The 17,227-nt window shown below is 66.4% G+C and carries 12 protein-coding genes and 2 pseudogenes; 7 read left to right on the top strand and 7 right to left on the bottom strand.

From position 1 onward, the window contains the following. Positions 1-10: 10 nt before the first annotated feature. Entirely contained in the window at positions 11-550 is a 540-nt protein-coding gene (locus AB0L59_RS35505) for a hypothetical protein (RefSeq protein WP_365590784.1), read from the top strand. A gap of 434 nt (positions 551-984) precedes the next feature. On the opposite strand, the gene AB0L59_RS35500 is transcribed toward AB0L59_RS35505, so the two are convergent. From AB0L59_RS35500 to AB0L59_RS35485, 4 genes are all read right to left on the bottom strand, one after another. Beyond that, complete coding sequence (locus tag AB0L59_RS35500) at positions 985-2,400, bottom strand: amidase family protein (RefSeq protein ID WP_365590783.1); 1,416 nt, start codon at positions 2,398-2,400, stop codon at positions 985-987. Beyond that, positions 2,397-3,767, bottom strand: a complete 1,371-nt coding sequence (locus AB0L59_RS35495; RefSeq protein WP_365590782.1) for an amidohydrolase family protein — start codon at positions 3,765-3,767, stop codon at positions 2,397-2,399. Before AB0L59_RS35495 ends, AB0L59_RS35500 begins: the two co-directional genes overlap by 4 nt. Positions 3,768-3,784: 17 nt before the next feature. Then, on the bottom strand, positions 3,785-5,311 hold the full coding sequence (locus tag AB0L59_RS35490; protein WP_365590781.1) for an amidase: 1,527 nt from the start codon (positions 5,309-5,311) through the stop codon (positions 3,785-3,787). A 104-nt stretch (positions 5,312-5,415) separates the two neighbouring features. Further along, positions 5,416-6,864: an MFS transporter gene (locus AB0L59_RS35485; RefSeq protein WP_365590780.1), complete on the bottom strand. Its 1,449-nt coding sequence runs from the start codon at positions 6,862-6,864 to the stop codon at positions 5,416-5,418. Between the two features lie 133 nt (positions 6,865-6,997). On the opposite strand from AB0L59_RS35485, the pseudogene AB0L59_RS35480 reads away from it, so the two are divergent. The 3 genes and pseudogenes from AB0L59_RS35480 to AB0L59_RS35470 all read left to right on the top strand — a co-directional run. Then, a pseudogene (locus tag AB0L59_RS35480) lies at positions 6,998-7,168 on the top strand (LysR family transcriptional regulator); the annotation flags it as partial. A 51-nt stretch (positions 7,169-7,219) separates the two neighbouring features. Beyond that, the gene (locus AB0L59_RS35475; protein WP_365590901.1) at positions 7,220-7,936 is read left to right on the top strand and encodes a LysR family transcriptional regulator substrate-binding protein; all 717 of its coding nucleotides are present in this window, start codon (positions 7,220-7,222) and stop codon (positions 7,934-7,936) included. Between the two features lie 216 nt (positions 7,937-8,152). After that, positions 8,153-8,798 (top strand): annotated as a pseudogene (locus AB0L59_RS35470) (transposase); the annotation flags it as partial. A gap of 224 nt (positions 8,799-9,022) precedes the next feature. Here the strand turns inward: AB0L59_RS35470 and AB0L59_RS35465 are convergent. Continuing rightward, a complete protein-coding gene (locus AB0L59_RS35465; RefSeq protein WP_365590779.1) occupies positions 9,023-9,262 on the bottom strand; it encodes a DUF899 family protein in 240 nt (79 codons plus the stop codon). 87 nt (positions 9,263-9,349) lie between these two features. Between AB0L59_RS35465 and AB0L59_RS35460 the strand changes: the two genes are divergently transcribed. The 3 genes from AB0L59_RS35460 to AB0L59_RS35450 all read left to right on the top strand — a co-directional run bounded on the left by AB0L59_RS35460 (position 9,350) and on the right by AB0L59_RS35450 (position 12,600). Continuing rightward, positions 9,350-10,075, top strand: coding sequence for an RNase H family protein (locus AB0L59_RS35460; RefSeq protein ID WP_365590778.1), 726 nt, complete (start codon positions 9,350-9,352; stop codon positions 10,073-10,075). A 351-nt stretch (positions 10,076-10,426) separates the two neighbouring features. Further along, on the top strand, positions 10,427-11,140 hold the full coding sequence (locus AB0L59_RS35455; protein ID WP_365590777.1) for a hypothetical protein: 714 nt from the start codon (positions 10,427-10,429) through the stop codon (positions 11,138-11,140). A 221-nt stretch (positions 11,141-11,361) separates the two neighbouring features. Further along, on the top strand, positions 11,362-12,600 hold the full coding sequence (locus tag AB0L59_RS35450; RefSeq protein WP_365590776.1) for an IS256 family transposase: 1,239 nt from the start codon (positions 11,362-11,364) through the stop codon (positions 12,598-12,600). Between the two features lie 481 nt (positions 12,601-13,081). On the opposite strand, the gene AB0L59_RS35445 is transcribed toward AB0L59_RS35450, so the two are convergent. Together AB0L59_RS35445 and AB0L59_RS35440 are read right to left on the bottom strand one after the other, a co-directional pair. Further along, positions 13,082-13,588, bottom strand: coding sequence for a hypothetical protein (locus AB0L59_RS35445; protein WP_365590775.1), 507 nt, complete (start codon positions 13,586-13,588; stop codon positions 13,082-13,084). Beyond that, on the bottom strand, positions 13,585-17,227 hold a 3,643-nt coding region (locus tag AB0L59_RS35440; protein WP_365590774.1), incomplete at its 5' end, for a DUF6531 domain-containing protein. The genes AB0L59_RS35445 and AB0L59_RS35440, both read right to left, overlap by 4 nt.

Raw genomic sequence — 17,227 nt, 5'->3', positions numbered from 1 at the left:
CGTCTGCCAGGTGACCGACGATGCCGTCATCTGGAACCGGCTCGCCGCCTTGCTGCCGGAGGCCGAAGCCCAGGAAGTCAAAGACTGCTGGGACATCGGAGAGCAGGAGGCGGGACTTGGCCTGCTCGTCTCCGGCATGCTCGGCCACCGTGTGCCGATCAGCGAAACGGTTAGGGCCCAGATCTCGGTGCTCGCGGAGACCTGGGGCGAGCGGGAGACGCTCACACCACGGATCCTTCGGTGCCGTGTTGACGGCCCATCGGACCACCTGAAGCTGATCGAAGGCGACGGAAGCATCGTCCCCGAGGCAATAGGTGGGGCCGAACAGGACCTGGCTGGTCTCGTCCTCGTCCCCTGGATCGCCTGCGTGAGATGCGGCCAGGTGCTGATGCGCGCCCATGCCCGAGAAAGCTGGGGAGATCTCTCCTACCTGGCGCGGCACTACATCATCACGACGCCGAACCGAGTCACCGTCCTGCGGCGCTTCCCTGCCGACTCCTCCAGCGTAGCCTTCGCTGCCCTCCAGCGTGCGTGCTCCGACGCACCATAAGAAACAACGTGTAATCGCAGCCATCAAGTGCCGACATCTCAGAAGCCTCTCGCGGCGCCAGCGCACCGCACGGGCCTCTGCCTATTCCCAGGGCTCAACTGCCCGGCACTTTCAAGAGGTCACCGTGCGGCGTGCTCACCCCACGAGGTCAACGAGCGCAACGGTGCGATGGTCACATGAACGCCAACTCGCCATTCTTCGCGGCGTTCGGTCGGCGTCCATGCGACGCCACATCCCGCGCCAGACCGCCCGCCGCTCTACGGCAAGGCATTGGACGCCAGCTGTAGGACAGGCGTGGCGGTCCAGCACTCGAACAGTCCGGCCAGGAGCAACGTCCCGGACCGGAGCCGTAGGAATCGGCCTTTGGAGACCCGGTTTGAAGTGACAGGGACTGGAAACGGAGCAGCAGCCACCGCGCCAATCCCCGACCCTGCTCAGATCGGCTGATCACCAGGACCCGCAGCAAGAACACGTTCGAAGGCGCGGGCTGCCTTCAGCACGGTGGCGTCCGCAAGACGTCTGCCAACGATCTGGAGGCCGACGGGTCGGCCATCGATTGTCGTTCCGATCGGCACGCTTGCTGCAGGCTGGCCTGTGAGGTTGAAGGGGAATGCGAACGGCGACCAGTCACGCCCCGCGGACTCGGCCGGATTACGCATTCCGATCGGAAAGGCAGCCGTTGCCGTGGTGGGCGTGAGGAGCAGATCCCAGTCCGCCATGAAGCTCTGGACCGCGTCGTAGAGCGTTTGCCTGCGCGTTGCCGCCCAGGTGAACATCTCAGCCGTCCAGTCCTTTCCCACGAGCTCTTGTATGTCCTGAGAGACCCGGTATCGTCCGGCCAGTTCACGCAGGCCTGTGAGGTCCGAGTCCCTGGCGACGGTGGCGTAGAAGGCCTTGCGCAGCTCGTGGACATCTCCGATCGGCGGATCCGCGGCTGCGACCTCGCAGCCGAGTCCTGCCCGATCGAGTGCGTTGACGGCACGGGTTGTCAGTTCGATCAGCTCGGGGTCGACATCTGCCTGTCTCAGGCGTGGGCTCCAGGCGATTCTCAGCCTGTTGACACCGTCGTCGAGGCGAGCCGTAAGTCCCCGGATGTCGGTCGGTATGGAGTGCCGGTCCCGCTGGTCGAATCCGGCGATCGTCTCCAGCACCAGGGCAGTGTCTTCCACCGTCCGGGTGATCGGTCCGACGGACTCGAGTGTCTCCCAGCTGCCGAGCCCTGCTCTTGTGGGCAGCCGGCACGACGGGTACAGAGGCACGACTCCGAAGGTGGGTTTGAGGGTGAAGACGCCGCAGAGCGCGGCCGGGACGCGGAGCGAACCACCGCCGTCGTTGCCCAGGCTGATCGATCCCATGCCGCCGGCAACCGCCGCTGCCGATCCGCCGGAGGATCCTCCAGCTGTGCAGGCGAGCTTTCTGGGATTGCGCGTCGGCCCAAACAATTCGTTGTCGGTGACGACCCCGTAGCCGAGCTCGCGGGTGTTGGTTTTCCCCACGAGCAGCGCGCCCGCCGCGCGCATCCGTTCCACCGACACATCGTCGTGACTGGGGATCCAGTCCGCGTAAGCGGTGCTGCCCAGTGTGGTGCGCAGTCCTGCTGTCGGTATCAGGTCCTTGACGGAGAAGGGTACGCCGTGCAGAGGTCCGATCACGTCGGCCCTGGTCAATGCTCTGTCTGCCGCCCGGGCCTCTTCAAGGGCGTGCTCGTTGAGGGTGCAGAAGGCGTTGACCTGCGGGTTGGTCTGAGCGATGCGGTCCAGCACGGACCGCATCAGCTCCTCCGCGGAGAATGTGCCCTCGCGGACCCCTCGCGCCTGCATGCTCGCGGTGAGTTCCCACAGCTCCGTCATCGGACGGACTCGGGCAGGCTTCGGTGTTGGTACTTCCCGAATGCGGGCTGCTGCTTGAGCTCGCCGTTGTCGAGCACGACGCGCCCGCGCACGGTGGACAGCGTGGGCCAACCTGTGACCTCACGACCCTCGTACAAGCTGTATGTGGCCGTGGAGTGCTGCGTTGCCGCGCTGATGACTTCCCTGCGCTCGGGATCCACCAGAACGAGATCGGCATCGGAGCCCGCCGCGATGATGCCTTTCTTCGGGTAGAGCCCGTAGATACGCGCCGGGTTGGTGCTGAGAATCTCTGCCAGGAGAGACACGCTCCCGCGGCGTTTCACCACGAGCTCGTCGTAGATCACCGGCAGCATCGTCTCGGCGCCGGGTGCGCCATAGGGTTCGGCGAACACGTCGTCGACCTGTCCTGTTCGCTCCCGTGCCCGGGGTGCGTGGTCGCTGGCCACCACGGACAACGTGCCCGTCTTCAAGGCGTCCCAGAGGTGCTCGCGGTCGTCGTCGCTCCGCAGCGGTGGCCCGACTTTGGCCTGCGCTCCGACACGCAGCAGATCGTCGTTGGTGAGTGTCAGGTACTTGGGGCAGGTTTCCCCGAACACGCGCTGGCCGGCCGCGGCCGCCTCGCGCAGGAGTTTCACGCCGCCCTTGGTGGTCATGTGCAGGATGTAAAGGGGGCAGTCGGTCGCCTTTGCGTAGGCGAGTGCCTTGTGCACACCGAGGTCCTCGGCGGCGGCGGGATGCGTCCAGGCGAAGTCCTCGAGCCGCGTACGCCCGGTCGCCTTCGCATGGTCGATGAGGTGTGCGAGGATCTCGCCGTCTTCCGCGTGCACCATGGCGAGGCCGCCGTTCTCCGCCACGATACGGAGGTTACGCAGCAGCGTGGCGTCCGGGGTCATGATTCCGTTGTCCTTGTAGGACATGAAGAACTTGACGGACGGGCTGCCCAGAGCCATGACCTTGGGTACCTCGGTTGCCGCATCGTGTTCCGGACGCAGGATGGTGTGCAGACCGAAGTCGATCGGTGAGGTCCGTTCGCCCTCTGAGATGAAGTAGCTGATGGCGTCCGAAGGGGCCATGTCCACGGGTGCCCTGATCTGGGTGATCGCGGTGGTTACGCCTCCGAATGCCGCCGAACGGTGCGAGTCCCCGATCGCGTCGGCATGATCGGTCCAGGTCTGACAGTGGACATGGGCATCGATGACCCCGGGCAGGACCAGCTTCCCCTTCGCATCGATGACGCGTCCCGTGACCTGCGAAGGTACGACGGGGACACCGATGGACGCGATGACGCCGTTCTTCACGGCAATGTCTCCCTGGACGACGCCGTCAGGTGTGACGACGGAACCGCCCGTGACAGCCATGTCGTACATGATTCGTGTCCTGCCTTTCACCGAGAGAGCACCGGGTGCCGCGTATGCCAGACCGTGCTGGCCTCGTAGGCACCGGCCGCGTAGAACAAAAGAGATTCCGCATGCGGCGGTCCTGCCAGTTGCATGCCGATCGGCAAGCCGCCCGTCGTCGCCCCGCACGGAACGGACAGCGTGGGCAGGCCGAGTGAACTGAAAGGGGCGAGATAGCGGGTGTAGACGGTGTGTGTGGGCTCTGGGCCGCGTGAGCTCGTCGTCACCGCCTGCGTCCCGATGGGTGCTGCGGGAACCGGGACCGTCGGCGTGACGACGAGGTCGACATCTCGCCACACCTCGGAGAAGCGCCGGCACAGCATGGCACGAATCCGGAACGCCTTGAGGTACTGCCCGGCGAGCATGGCCCGCCCGGCCTGCTCACGGTCACGGATATTGGCTCCGATTCCTTCTGCCTGATGCAGGAGGAACGGCTCGTGATTGGCCGATGCCTCGGAGAATGCGATGGCCCGGTGCATTTTGAGGATGTCCCCCGCGTACGGGACGTCAACCTCACGCACTTTTGCTCCGAGTGCGGTGAGGTGCTCCAGTGCCTTCTCGAAGGCGGCCCGGACCTCCGGATCGAGCCCCATGTCCAGCCAGGAGACGGGGATGCCGAACGTCAGATCCAGACCGGCTGTCCGTTCTCCGGCCAGTGCAGCGCCTTCGCAACTGCCACGCCTGCCGTGCGGTGTGCGCGGGACCAGCAGGTGATCGGCGACTCCGGCGGCCCCCCGCACGCGGTGCGCCATCACGCCGAGGGCGTCCAGCGTCCAGGTCAAGGGCAGTACGCCGTGCCTGCTGATCGCGCCGTAGGTGGGTTTGAGGGCGACGACCCCGCAATGGGCTGCGGGTACCCTGATCGATCCCCCAGGGTCCGGTCCGAGAGCCGCGGATACCATCCCGGCTGCGACCGCGGCCCCCGCACCGCCGCATGCCCCACCGGTCATCCTGGTCGTGTCCCAGGGATTCAGGGTCCAGCCGAACCGGGCGTTCTCCCCTGTCGTGCCGGCGGCGAACTCCTGCACGTTCAGCTTGCCCGCAAGCACGGCACCGGCCCCGGCCAGGGAACTCCAGCAGTCCGCGTCCGCTGCAGCAATCCGGTCGTGCATCACCGCTGAACCGGCGGTCGTCGGCAGTCCCGCGACGTCGATCAGGTCGGTCAGCCCCACAGAGGCCGCCGCAAGGGCTCCCATCTGTGGCGCAGCAGCATCGTCCAGGGTCACGTCGATGAACGCGTTGACCTCTGGCTGCCAGTCTTCGATCCGCCGTGCATACAGTTCGGTCACCTCTGCGACTGTGAGGTCTCCGGCGCGCACCAGGCGCGCGATATCAGTGGGCGGTACCCAGGGCAGTTCCTGGACGTCCGGCAGGGAGACGGAAGCTGCGGGTTCATGGCTCGGGTGATCCACCGGCCGGGGAAGGTAGGAGGAGGCAGCCGCTGGGTCGAACACGAAGGCCGGGAACGCGCCATCAAGGCCTCGCGCATCGACCGAGTTCAGGTAGGCGGCCACGTCATCGAGCATGCTCCCGGCACGGTTGAGGACGCTCTCCTGCAGGTCCGGCTGTATCAGCCGTAGAACGTCGGACTGGGATTGCACTGTCGCTGTGCCTGCTTTCAGATGGAACGGGTGGGGATCGTGGCTTCGGGCCCGGCTGCCTGGGCGGGAGACCCGAAGACGGACTCGGGCTCGTCGTCCGAGACGTTGCCGACCGGCTCCCACTTGATGACGGCAAGTGCGACCAGACCGATCACCGGGGCGACGAGCAGGATGAGCAGGGCGTGATACAACCCGAACGCGCCCAACAGGACCGGAACGCCGTAGAGCGCTACCAAGCTGCCCGTACGGTTACTCGCCTGGGAGAGTCCAGCGCCGACGCCGCGGACCCGCGTCGGGTACGACATCGCCGACATCGACTGCGCGGTGGAGCCCGGGCCAAAGGTGTGCGCGCCGATGAAGAACGCCAGCAGCACAACTCCGAGTACCGATGGAATGACCCGGCCGAAGAGGCCGAGGAGGACAAGTACGGAAGCAACGCCACTGAACCCGATGATGCTCAGCTTGCGCAGCCCCAGCCTGTTCGCGACGTTCGCTGCCAGCAGCCCGCCGCACAGACCGCAGGCATTCGCGAACACCGAGGCCAGTAGAGAGACGGAAAAGCTGCTGTGGAAGAACGAGAAGACGATGAGGGGCAGGTAGAAGCCGACCGAGGAGAACTGGATGCTCTGCGCCGCGCTAATCACGGAGATCAGGATTGTGCGCTTACGGAATTCACCGGTGAAGAGCTGGACGAAGGGACGGAACGGGCCGGTCTGTTCGTCGGGGTGGGACAAGGCCGCCGCATCCGGCGCGAGCTCGAACGGCCGGCCGTACGTTGCGCTGAGAATCCGTACCGCTTCGGCCAGGTCTCCCTTGGTTGCAGCCCACATCGGGCTTTCCGCCATGTATTTGAAGCGCAGAAGGAGAATCACCAGAGCCGGCACCACGCCAAGGCCGACCTCCCACCGCCACAGACTGGTTCCTGCCCCGAGGGCGTTGAGGACGAGCGCCACGAGGAGCCCGCAGATGGTCGCGGCCGACCACAGCGCCGCGGCCGACTCCACCCATTTAGCCTTCTTCTTCATCGCCATGAACTCGACCAGGAACGCCATGGCCACCGGCACATCGAGACCGACGCCTACACCGATCAAGAGGCGCAGCACAATGAGTGATTCGTAGTTCGGAGCAAACGCCGCGCCCAGCGTGGCTCCCACGAAGAGCAACAGGTTCACGATGAACATGCGAAGCCGACCGAACCGGTCAACGAAGTAACCACCGCAGAGCGCACCGATGATCGCGCCGAACGCCATGACGGCTGTCACGAAACCGAGCTGGCTGGCACTGAGCCCGAATTCCGCCTTCATCTGCACCGAACCTGCGCTCAGGCTGGTGAAGTCATAGGCGTCGAGGAAGAAGCCGCCGAGCGCTATGAAACCGATGATGCGACTGTGCGGAGCGTCCGCACTCTCGTTGATCACCCGGACGACATCGTCCTTGGTTCTGATCAGGACCGGGGAGGAACTCACACGTTTCTCCTGCTCTTTAAGTTGCAATGCCAAGGATGGGCACACTGCGGACGAAAAACGTTGTGAGATATGAAACACTGCACCATCAGATCAATCCAGTCTATTTTTTCGATGTAACCGATAGGCGGGCCCTATGGATGTACGCACGCTGGAGTACTTCGTCACCGCCGTCGATGAAGGCGGCTTCACCAAGGCCGCGGCACATCTGCACGTGACCCAGCCGACACTGTCCGAGGCCATCCGCAGGCTGGAACGGGAATGCGGCGCTCCACTCTTCCACCGGGTCGGTCGGGGAGTCGCACTGTCCGAGGCCGGCACGGTCCTGCTCACCTACGCACGTCGCGTCCTCAAGGACATGGAGGACGCACGACAGTCCATGATCGCCCTCAGAGGCCTCCGCGGCGGCCGCGTCACCGTCAGCACACCTCCAGGCCTGAGCATCGAGCCCCTGGCCCGGATCATCGGGAACTTCCGCCGGTCCTACCCGGAAGTCACCGTGTCGATGCTGCCCACCGAAGACGGCGCCCTCGCTGTGACAGCCGTCGCGGACGCCGCATGCGAAGTGGGACTCACGGACCGCACGGTGTCCGCGGACTTGCGTGCGCACTCCATTGGAAGCAACGAAATCGTCGTCGTCCTCCCGCCGGGAAGTACACCGGGCGAGAAAGGCCCCATCAGCCTGGACCAACTCGCAGGGGTTCCGTTCATCAGCAGCGCGATCGGTACCCGAGCTCGCGGCCTGCTCGACGAAGCCAAAGAGCGCGGCATTCCCCTTCACACAGCCGTGGAGACACCCCACCGGGAAGCAGTCATTCCACTGATCCTGGAGGGCGTCGGCGCGGCCTTCCTTCCCTGGACAGTGTCACAGGAGGCCAGGAGCAGAGGCGCGGTGGTCTTGCCTCTGCTGCCTCGAGTGACCTACGACCTCCTCATCGTCCACAGAGACCAGCCCCTCACCGCCGCCGCCCAGGCCTTCGTAGCCACCGCACTGAAGGTCGGCAGCACGCGCGGTCCGGGCTCACGCGACTCCTCCCGCCCGGGCCAACAGCCCGACGAAACCATCCACGGCTGACCCGTCGGCAGCACTCACAGGCTCATGGATCCGTGAGACGGGATCCATCCGTTGATCTCGCGTGAGTATCGCCGGCTTCAGCCGGGGAGGGAAGCGCATCCTTGCTCCGGAGGCGCGTAGCGCCGGAGATCGCTGTGTTGTCGGTGGCGGCCGGCAGGGTGAATTCACCTGCTTGGGCAGGGGGTGGGCTGGATGATCCCTGCGTAGAAGTTCCTCATGCGGCCCACCGTGGGCCAGCAGGGGCGCACTCGCCGAGATGCTGCGCGATCACTGCTCGCTGTACAACGGGGCGTTGTAGGAGCGCCGGGACGCCTACCGGCATGTGTCGAGGACAACGGTCCGCTACGGGCAGCAGTCCGCGCAGCTCGAGGACCTCCGGGCTTTCGACCCCGAGTGTCAGGGTCGCTGGTCGTTCTCCAGCCAGCAGGCGACTTTGCACCGGCTGGACAGGGCGTTCGCCGCGTTCTTCCGCCGGGTCCAGGCCGGCGAAAGGCCGGGTTATCCGCGCTTTCGCTCGTGCAAGCGGTTCGACACCGTGGACTTCCCCAAGGACGGCAACGGCTGCCGCTGGGATGCCACCCCGCACGATCCCAAGGTGTCGGACACGTCAGGGTCCACCAGCACCGGCCGGTGGTCGGCAGGGTCAAGACGATCTCGGTCAAGCGTGAGGGCGTCGCTGGTACGTCGTCCTGACCGTGAAACAGGACCAGCCCGAGCCGCTTGCGGCGACCGGTTCCGTGGTCGCGTCGACATGGGCATAGCCAACTTCCGTGCCGACTCGGACGGCGGGTTCGTGTCCAACCCGCGTCACGGCTGGAAGGCTGCCGCCAGGCTGGAAGCCGCTCAGCAGTTGCTCAGCCGGTGCAAGCGAGCGTTCCCACGGTGCCGTCCGACGGCGTGCACTCGCCGGTCGGCCGGGTCCCCAGGGACAGGCGGAATCCACAGCAAGATCCCTGCCGCGAAGTGCCGGGTGCCGCGCTGGATGCCCAGGCCGCCCTCGCCTCGGGCGACCTCGCGCGCGACATTGGCCACAGGCACCAGCCCAGCAACCCGTCCGGCACGTCGTCTTCTCGAGGCTGACGTCACTCACTGGTTGTCGTATTCGTCGTGGCGACGCCACCAGTGGCCGGTCTCGTTGCGGCCGAGGGGCGCGCGGTCGAGCCACTGGTACATGCCCCACAGGGCGTCCAGCCCGCGCGCGTAGGACGAGTAGGTGTGGTAGACGGTGCCGTCCTGCAGCGCGATGCCTACCAGGACACCGCGATCCTCACCGCCCGTGCGATCGAAGCCAGGGACAAAACCGCCGATTTCCACAACCGTATCCAAGAGCTCACCTCCACGGGGTCTTTCGCCGACCTGATCGCCCAGTACCACGCAGGGGCCATCGCGCGCTTCGCCGCCGCCCATCCGGGTTTGTGGGACCGCGCTCGGCTGCTGGCCGCCAAGCACCAGGCCGGCTGCCCGGAACGGGCCGAAGGCTGCCCGCGATGCCACCTCGCTCTTGCCGCGGCCCTCGCCATCGACGTCCCTGCCACCGCTTCCTTGGACGAGGACGACGCTCCAGGGGAGATCGTCGAACCGGACGCTGGCTCAGACCGATACGCGATCCTCAACGACCTCCTCCCCCATGCGGTCGTGGCCGTTGCCGACGCCGCGGTCGGCGACGAGTCCGCCCAGTGCGGCTATGGCTGGGTCTGCGAGAACGGCACCACGGGACACGGCGCCTCCATGGCCCACAGCAGCGGTGAGACGGAGGTAATCGGCATCTGCACGGCCGCCCTCGGCGTTCTCCACCGCAGCCTGGACTCCCCCATCGTCATCCTGTGCGACAGCTTGGAAGCCGTCACCACCGTCAACCGGGCCCTGGAAACGTGCGACCCGGCGGTGGCCCACCGCACCGTTGTGTTCCCCGAAGGCAGGCAGCTCCTGGCCAACCTGATGCCCTACCGCGACCGAGTACAGGTACGCTGGCTCAAAGGCCACATCGGCCACGACCTCAACGAGAGCGCCGACGCCCTTGCGGCAGTGGCCCTGCGCCACGCCACCGGCCGCATCCCCGCTGCTGTCGCCCGCAAGGAGCAGGCGCACATCCTGCGCACTCTTCGATTCGCCCAGAGCGAGCCGCCCACGGCCGCCTGATCCTCAAGCCCTGACGGGTCCCAAGCCGTCTCATCCTGCCCCCCCCCGGTCATCAATCGCCGGCCGGAGCCATCCGCCGCCCGAAGGGACCGCCTGATGCTCGTCCAGGACCAGCGCAAGCCCACCACCCGAATGTGGACACTCCACCGGCTCAGGTCCCTGACGGGCGCTAGGTCGAACTCCGCGAACTCCTCCAGAAAGACCGGGGGGTGCACGGCCGTGCAGGAAATAACCGGTCTGAACGTCCCCTAACTACTTGCAACTAACACGTTTCTGATAATTCTTTCGCTGGGGGGCGGGCGTATGCCCGTTGCGGCGCGCCTGCTGGGCGCCGCAAGGGAGGGAAAGCACATGGCCATCACCACGACGCGCGAGCAGGTCATCGCCGACGAGCAGAAGGCAGTGGATCACGCCTACGACTGCTACACCGCACGGCTGGCCGAGATGAGCGGGACGTCGGCGGCTACGGCGTCGGCCAGCGGCAAGGACGGCATCGCCAACCGGGAGGACGCGCAGGAGCGGGCAGCGGCGTACGGCGGCCTCGGCAACGAGTCTCTCGTCTTCGTCCGCATCGACGCGCCGGAGGAGCCCGGCGGTGACGTCAGGAAGTGGTACGTCGGCCGGCGCGCCGTCTCCGATGTCCACACCCGCACGGTGGTCGTCTTGTGGACCAGCCCGCTGGCGAAGAAGTGGTTCCAGGCGCGGCCCGACGCGCCGGGCGAGGTGGTCCTGCGACGGCAACTGCGGTGTGTGCAGCGCATCGTGGAGGGCTACGTCGACGAGATCACCTCGGCGGCCCCCCTTCGTGCTCTGGCCGGCCTCCGTCCGGTGTCCACGGCGGTGCCGAAGCCTCGGTCGGCCCCGGACGACGCCACCACCGACAAGGTCCCCGCCGGGGACGTCGCGCCCGACCAGGCCCCTGCCCGGCAGGAGGCCGACGAGCGGGAGATACGCGAGCCGTTCACCGACCCCAGCCTGCGCGACGAACTCCGGCAGCGGCTCAATCGGATCGAGGGCGTGAGCATCCCGCATGGCAAACTCGCCCTGCGCCCCACCTTCCCCTGACCGCGCTGGCAGGCGAAGAGGGTCGAGCAACGTTGTTCGAAACCCTCGCCTGGTTCCGCGACCACGCACTGCGCACGACCTGCTGACCGGTTGCGTCCTTGGAAGTGGTGTACGGGTTCGACCTGATCCGGGGGTTTGCTCCGGCGTCGGGGTGACGCCCGCATGGACGAACGGCCACCGGCTGATCTTCGAGGTGTCGAAGCCCGAAGGAGATCAGCACGATGACCGCACCCGACAGTCTGCCCCTGCGTGCCCTCGCCGAAGACAACCGTGCCGCGGCGAGTCCTGATCTGCTGCGCGCGATGGTCAAGACGTTCGCCGACGCACTCATGTCCGCCGAGGCCGACGCCCTCTGCAACGCCGAATACGGCCAGGTCAACGAGGAGAGAGTCAACCACCGCAACGGTTACCGCCCACGCGAGTGGGACACAAGGGCCGGCACGATCGAGCTGGCCATCCCCAAGCTCAGGTCCGGCAGCTACTTCCCGCACTGGCTGCTGGAACGCCGGCGCCGGGCCGAACAGGCCCTGATCTCGGTCGTGGCCACCACCTATCTGCTCGGTGTCAGCACCCGCCGGGTCGAGAAACTCGCCGAGTCGCTCGGCGTCACGCAGCTGTCGGAGTCGCAGGTCTCGGCGATGGCCCGGCACCTGGACGAGCAGGTCACCGCATTCCGCAACCGCCCGTTGGACGCCGGGCCGTATGCGTTCGTCTGGGTGGATGCGCTGACTCAGAAGGTCCGCGAGGGCGGCCGCATCATCAACGTCGACGCCCTGATCGCGGTGGGCGTGAACGCCGACGGCCACCGGGAAATCCTCGGCCTGGACGTCGCCACCGCCGAGGACGGTGCCGGCTGGCTGGCGTTCCTGCGCTCGCTCATCGCCCGCGGCCTGTCCGGCGTCCAGCTGGTCGTCTCCGACGCCCACGCCGGCCTCATCGACGCTGTCGGTGCCGTTTTGCCCGGCGCCTCCTGGCAGAGGTGCCGCACCCACTACGCCCGCAACTTGCTGAGCCAGGTGCCCAAGTCGGCCCAGCCGTGGGTGGCCACGCTGCTGCGGACGGTCTTCGAACAGCCCGACACCGACGCGGTGAAGGCCCAGATGCGGCATGTCCTGGACGCACTGGAGGCGAAGTTCCCCAAAGCCGCCGAGCACCTGGATGCTGCTCAGCACGACCTGCTGGCCTTCGCCACGTTCCCGCGTGAGATCTGGCGGCAGATCTGGTCCAACAACCCGCAGGAGAGGCTGAACAAGGAGATCCGCCGCCGCACCGACGTCGTGGGCATCTTCCCCGACCGCACCGCCCTGATCCGCCTGGTCGGCGCGGTGCTGGCCGAACAGAACGACGAGTGGACCGAAGCCCGCCGCTACATGGGACTCGACCTGCTGGCCAAGGCCCGCCTCCACCCGATCGAGTCAGAAACCGACGACACCGTCCTGCCCACCGAACTCACCGCATAGCCTCGAAGACAAGATCACCGAGTGGCCGTCGATACACCACCTCGGCGGACGTGACCACCTGACCGGCAGAACCCCATCGAAGGCCCGGCCACGGGGCGGACAAGCCGCGGCGCAAGGCCGGCTGGTGGTGACACATCGTGCCACCACCAGCCCCTCGCCCGTACCTGGTGGGAGCCGCGAAGCCCCGCTGTTGCCAAGGGCACAACAGGCATCGGCAACCCTCCCCGCACGTCACCCCTGGCGCCCCTGGTTCGGGTACCGGCCCCCGACCAGGCACCGCGTGCCTCCTTACAACCCGGTGAGTTCGCCGCAGCGACGCCTGGCAACCCGGTCAGGCGTCACTCATGCGTCCGCCCGCCTACGAACCGCAGCAACCTGCGCGGGTCCCAGAGCGGGTGGCAGACACCCGACGCTCACTCCAAGATCATTCATGAGGTTGGTGGCTGCCAGAGCAGGGCGGAGATGGTGGCACCGGGCAGGGCTACAGGCTCGACATCTGAAGCGGACTGCACATGGAACACCACGAGGGCAATTCCCGTTCGATGCGCTCCTGACTCAACTCCGTGTAGTCAGGCGGAACGTCGCCGATCCCGTCTACTTCTAGAACGTAGAATTCTGCCTGCTTACCCGCGACGTCGAGTTGGGCGTCAGGGAAGAACTCGAACCTCGCGCGAAATGAATCGGCAGCTCGGTCGGGCAGGCTTGAAACTACGGTAAGGGCAGCGAGAGGAACTTGGACTACCGAGGACTTCCATCCGAAGGAGCTCAGTCCGCGCACGACAAGTAGTGCCGCGTTTCCGGTGTCGAACTGTAGCGAAGTGCGCAGTTCGAACAGGAGCGCAGCCGTCGAGGTCAGCTGGCACACGCGGGAGTCGAGCAACTGGGCTTCTTGCAGGGCGTCGGCCTCCCTCAGGGGGTCCGGGGCTGCTGCCTCAGCGAGAGCAGAGATTTCGCGCCTCGCTGCAACGAGATTGTTCACTGAGATCATGGAATCGGGATGTGATTGTAAGGGTCAGCTTTACTGACCGTCTGACCTGTTAGAGGGTTGACTGATTGTCCGGCCTTGTTCATGTAGACCACGTATCCATTGGGGTACTGATACTTTCCTGTCGTTACCGGATCCATGACTCGGACTTGCGTAACCCGGGGATCGAGCCCCTTGGTGCCGGCTGGAATATCGTAAGCCCAGCCCTTCCCTGTTGCGACTGGTGTGCCGGTTGCACCCTTGGGGAGAGGCAATGTCTCACCGGCGGGGCCCGTCACCGATGCAATGCTGCAGGGATTCAACCCGAGAGGATCTGATATCGACAGAGGCGCTGCCACATACCCGTGGTGGTTGGGCGCCGGTTCAAGGCCAAGAGGGTCGGGGCTGAGGTATCTTGCGGTCTCGGGATCGTAGTAGCGGAAGTGATTGTAATTCAGGCCGGTTTCCGCATCGGCGTACTGCCCAGGGAAGCGGAGCGGGCATTCCACTGCCGTCTGACTGCCTGCCACTGCGGGAAGCTCGGTTCCCCATAGCGCAGTACGGTGCTGCCATGCCACTTCGCCGTCAACGGTGACTAGTTCGGTAGGAGTTCCTACGAGATCGGTGACAGTCGCGTGGAAGCGCGTGCTGCGATCCACGTCTGTATCCTCGGCGAGCTGAGCCAGGAAGGAAGTCCCCGGAGTGCGCGTGCGAGACCAGTGATCGGTCTGAGTGAGTGGGCGGTGAGTTCCTGGGACGTAGGCCCAGGTGGTGGTCCGCCCATCAGTCCCGGTCTGTTCTGCGAGCCGGGTGTCGTCCCAACTGAAGTCAGTTGTCGCAACTGAGCAGCCGCCAGTGGACTCGCGGCGTTTGGAGATGCGGCGGCCGAGTGGATCATAGCTGTAGTGCCAGCACTCTCCGTCCGGAGTGGTTACTGCGGTGAGGCGGTCTTCCGCGTTCCAGGTGTAAGTCCAGGTGTGAGACTGACCGTTGAGTAGTTTGCGAGTCTTGCGGACCAGCCGTCCCTGGGGATCGTGCTCGTATGCGGTGCGGCCCGCAGTGCGCAGGAGTGTGCCTTTGAAAGAGCGCCCGTCGGGCTCAGGGTGGCCGGGAGCGGTGGCATGCGTGAGGTTGCCCGTGGTGTCGTACACGTAGGTCTCGGACCATCCAAGAGCATGGACCGCTGTGGTCCGGCCGGCCGCGTCGAGGTCGAAGCGACGGGTGCCGGAGGTGAGTTCGCGGATCTCGGTGACGTAGCCGTCGGGGCGGTAGGCGTAGCTGCGGTGTTGGAGCAGGGCTTCCGCGGTCTGGGGCGAGGACGGGGCGCTCAGGGTCTGGGTGGTGAGGCGGTCGGTGGCGTCCCATGCCTGGGTGAGGATCACGCCGTCGCCGATGCGGCGCTGGGTCTCGCGCCCTGCGGCATCGTACGTGAAGGCCAGCGAACCGTGCTCCGAGCGGAGTTCGGCGAGGCGACCCGCTGGGTCATACGTCCAGTCGGTAGCCAGGCCGGTGGGGGTGACGCGGTGGGTGCGCTGCCCCAGGGCATCATACGCGTACGCCATGGTGCGGCCGTTGACGGTGTCCGACAGCAAGCGGCCCAACGCGTCGTATTCCAGTAGTACTTCGGCATCCGCATTGGCGGCGCGGCTCAGATTGCCCCTGGAGTCGTACGCGTATGTCGTGATGTCGCCGGTCGCGGTGAGTTGTTCAACGACTCGGCCCAGGGTGTCCCGAGTGTAGAGGAGTGCCTCGTTTGCACCGTTGGTGCGAGCGGTGAGACGGCCTGCCGCATCGTGGGTGTAGGTGATGGTACGGCCGTTGAAATCGGTCTCTGCGGTCAGGTGGCCTGCCGCATCGTAGGTGTAAGTCCAGCTGCACCCTTGCGGGTTGGTGACCGACGTGAGCCGCAGTTCCGTGTCGTAGGCGAACTCATACTGGGAGCCATCAGGATCCGTGCGCGTAGCCGGGACGTCGAACAGGCCAGGAGTGTGTTGGGTGATGTTTCCCGCAGGATCGGTATGGGTGAGGAGATTGCCCTCACCATCCCAGGTCCACACCTCGCGAGTGCCGTCGTGGAGTTCACGCCAGGCGGGCTTGCCTTCGATCGTCCAGCCTGTCCGCGTCGTATGGCCAAGCGGGTCGGTGGCCTCGGTGATGCGCCCGAAGATGTCACGGCGGAGCACGGTGGTGTATCCGAGCTCGTCGGTAACCAATATGGGGAGCCCGGCAGAGTTCCAAGCCGTGGTGCGGGTATGGCCCAACGCGTTCGTGACTGCCGTCGGGCGGCCCGCATCGTCGTACTCGTACCGTGTCTCGGCGCCTAGCGGGTCGACCGTCGCCAGCCGGTTACCCCGCTCGTCGTACGTGTGCCTCCAGACCGCTCCGCCCGGCTCGACCACCTCGGTCGGCAGGCCGAACGCGTTGTACTCCGCCCGGGCGGTCGTGCCGTCCGGGAGGACCACGCCGGTGAGGTTGCCGGCGTCGTCGTACGTGTACCGCGTCGTGTGGCCCAGCGGGTCCGTCACTGCGAGCGGCCGCGCCCCGTACTCGTCCCAATCCGTATGGGTGACATGCCCAAGGGGGTCCGTCTCTTCCACGACCAGGCCCTCGGCGTTGTACCGGTGGACCGAGACCTGACCCTGCGAGTCCGTGTACGTCGTGGTACGGGCGGTGTCGTCGTAGGTCAGGGTGCCGGAGAGAATGCCGTCGACGCCCTCGGTGCGGACAACCCGGCCTCGGTCGTCGTAGACGTAACCGAACCAGGTGCCGTTGCGGTCGGTCCAGCGGCTGACGCGTCCCTCGGTGTCATAGGTGAAGCGCAGCGGCTCGTCACTGGAGTTGGTGACCTCGGTGAGGTTTCCGGAGGCGTCGTAGCCGTAACGCATCACGACCGTGCCCTCATCGGGCGTGGTGCCCGGGCGGTATCGAGAGGGCGACTCGTCCAGCAGACGGAGGGCTGTAATGCGTGGGCCCTTGGTGTCGACGGCGACGTAGTACCCGCCTGAGTGACGGATGCCGAACGGGATGCCTTCGTCGTCGCGTTCGACGTCGATGCGGTTGCCGTTGCGGTCGGTCCAGGAGTCCAGCGCAAGGTGGAACACGCCGAAAGACGGGGAGGGGACGGGTGCGGCGAAGGTGCGGGTCACGCCCGTCGCCGGGTCGGTGACCGTCATCGCACCGTCGGGCTTGCCATCCCATTCCAGCGGCCAGCGGGCACCCTTCACCGGCATCGTCGGCACGCCCGGCTCCGGCACCAGGTACACCAGGCGCATGCCGTCAGCCGCGGCGAAGACGACTCCCTCGCCGTCGATCTGGAGGCACTCGTCCAGGGTGGAGATCCAGGTGGGGCCGAAGCAGACGCCGCCCCGGTAGGAGGAGAGGTGGGTGCGCGTGAACTCGAAGGGCAGCGCGGCCGGCAGGGCCAGGTCCGTCTGGGTCATCAGCATCGCGCCGGTCGCCACGTCGATCGGCTCGCCCACACACGGTATGTCGTCGGCTTTGCGGGCCGCCGGGCCCAGATCGACCAGGTCCGGGCGGAGCGACGGCGGGCGCAGCAGCGTCGGGGTGGTGTCGGCGAGGCCGCCTTCCATACTCGCCGTCAGCAGGCCGCCGCCCGCCCCGAGCGCACCCCCGAAGATCATGCCGTCCTTGGCGGCCTGATTG

The organism is Streptomyces sp. NPDC052109, assembly GCF_040680195.1.
Taxonomy (GTDB): domain Bacteria; phylum Actinomycetota; class Actinomycetes; order Streptomycetales; family Streptomycetaceae; genus Streptomyces.
This window is presented reverse-complemented; position numbering and strand designations above follow the sequence as displayed.